This is a genomic window from Arthrobacter sp. Y3223164, assembly GCF_059091005.1.
In genome coordinates this window covers 1-2,290 of the sequence record NZ_JBNHGF010000421.1, presented here as the reverse complement: position 1 = coordinate 2,290, position 2,290 = coordinate 1, and the positions used below count along the sequence as shown (strand labels likewise).

At 70.4% G+C, this 2,290-nt stretch carries 2 protein-coding genes; one reads left to right on the top strand and one right to left on the bottom strand.

What is annotated here, in order from left to right; all coding sequences use genetic code 11:
- Positions 1-916, top strand: a 916-nt coding sequence (locus AC5RUJ_RS14910; protein WP_494156103.1) for a metal-dependent hydrolase, incomplete at its 5' end; no start/stop codon positions are given.
- A gap of 71 nt (positions 917-987) precedes the next feature.
- Here the strand turns inward: AC5RUJ_RS14910 and AC5RUJ_RS14905 are convergent.
- Positions 988-2,290 (bottom strand): HNH endonuclease (locus AC5RUJ_RS14905; protein WP_494156102.1); only part of this gene is annotated, 1,303 nt, incomplete at its 5' end.

The window sequence follows — 2,290 nt, the reverse complement described above, 5'->3', positions numbered from 1 at the left end:
GACCCGGCCCCACCGCGGCGGCCGAAGGGCTGCGCGCGGACGCCGCACTCCCGAAAGGACCCTGCCCATCATGATGGGAGCCCACCACGCCCTCTCCGGCGCCGCCGCCTGGATCGCGGTCACCAGCCAGGTCCACATACCGCTGGATGCCCTGACGACGCCGATGGGCTGGGGCGGGCAGAGCCTCACCCTGGGCTGGGGGCTGCTGGACGTGGGGCCGCTCGGCCTGATCACCGGTGCCATGGTGACCGCCGGCGCCGCACTCGTCCCGGATGCCGATCACCGCCACGCCACCATCGCCCGCTCGTTGCCGCCGCTCTCCAATGCCGTCTGTGCCGGTATTGGCGCTGTGGCCGGCGGGCACCGCAGGGGCACTCACTCGCTGATCGGCCTGGCGGCGTTCGTCGCGATCGCGTGGGTCGCCGGGCTCTGGACTGCCGAGACCGAGCGGTTCGGCACGGTCTACCCGGGCGCCGGCATTCTGTGCGTGTTGCTGGTGGCCTTTGCCGCCAAGGCGCTGAAGTTCCTGCCCGACGGGCTGCAGAAAATACCGTGGGCCGTCGGCCTGTCTGTGGCGGTCTTCATCGCCCTGTACGCCCCGGAACAGCACAACTGGTTCCCGCTGGCCATGGGCATCGGCGTCGTCATGCATGTGCTCGGCGACATGCTGACCACCGGGGGAGTGAACCTGCTGTGGCCGCTGCGAATCAAGCCACCCAAGGTGTGGCGCAGGATCCCGCTGCTCAACGCCATCTGGCGGCGGAACGGCTACTTCGCCCTGCCGCTGCTGGGCAATGCCGGTTCGGCACGCGAGTGGGCGCTGCTGGTCCCGGTCAGCGCCTATGTGGTGGTCCTACTCCTCGGGGCGTGCCTCGACGTCGGGCAGCAGAGCCTGGTGGCCATCGGGGCCGGCTAGCTGCTAATCGCCGGATTCGAGAAGAGTCTGAGGGCTGCACCGAGCGGCCACGAGCGCCAACGGGCCGGCCGCTAGGCCGCTTTCGTTCCGGGCGGAGGCGTGCCCGGCGGTGGCGGCGCGGTGTTGATGTAGGTGTGCCCGGTGGGGGTCGTGGTTTCGACCTGGTGCAGGGGCCCGCCGACTGTCCGGCTGGACCAGCCTTCGGCTTCTTTGTCCTGGTTACAGCGTTCGCACAGGCCCTGTCCGTTGGTAATGGTGGTTTTCCCGCCGTCGGACCAGGCGACGATGTGGTCGATGTGCCGGATCGGGGCGTCGCACCAGGGGCCGGAGCAGACCTGGTCGCGGGCGATGACCATCCGGCGTAGTCCGGCCGGGAACCTGCGGGCTTTCGAATCCATACCGAGCAGTTGCCCGGTGCCGGGGGCGGTGTAGAGGCGGCGGATCCAGACGTCCGCAACGCCGCCGGGTTTCAGCTCTTTGCTGCGTCGGGCGGTCTGCCGTGCGGTCTTCCAACCAGGTTCGGTGCCTGCCGGCGGCGCATTCTGCCCGGGCGCTTGGCCCAACGGCTCATGGCCGGTCAGCGTTCCTGCCGGTGCTCTTTGGTCGGGTGGCCTCTTGCCGGCCAAGCCCGCCGCGTGGCCGGTGCCGCCCCTGGCGGTGCCGGTTGGTACGGGCGGGTTTTGCGGAAGGCGGATGAGGTCCCGGGCGTATTGAGCCGGGACGACGCCGTAGCCAGTGAGCCAGGCCGGTTCGCTGTCGCCTTGGAGCAGGGCGCGGTCCGTCATGACGAGCTGTATTTCGGTGCGGGCGGGGTCGGCGGTGGTGGCACCGGTGACGCGTTCGAACATGGTGTCAGCCATGGCCTGGCCGCGTGTCCTGGCGTCGCCGTTGTTGCGCAACCGGTCGGCTTCGCGGTGCAGCGCGGCCATCAGGGCCACGCCCTGGACGACGGGCAGCAGTGTCCGGACGGCCACCATGGTGTCGGGTTGGGGGCGGGCGGAGACGTGCCGGTCGGCTTCGGCTTTCGCGGCGCGGTTCACCACGGCGCGGGGGTCCAGACGGTAGGCGATCCGTTTGGCTTCGGCTTCGAGTTGCCGGTTGCCCAGCCCGTGCAGGCGGGCCGGGTTGCCGGCCAGTTCCTGGTCCACCGCGGCCCGGTCTTCCTTGGTCAGGCACGCGGTTTCGCGGACCAGGGTCGCTGCGCGCCACTCGTTCAGATGCCCGGTGGCCAGGGCGTTGAGGGTGTGAGGCATTTCGGTGACAAGGATCTTCGCGACGCCGAGCATGAGCGCGGCGCGGTGCGGGGATTCCCGCCGCGCCAGCGCGATCTGCTTCGCGATGCCCTGGCCCTGCCGGTTCTTCGGGACCCCGGCG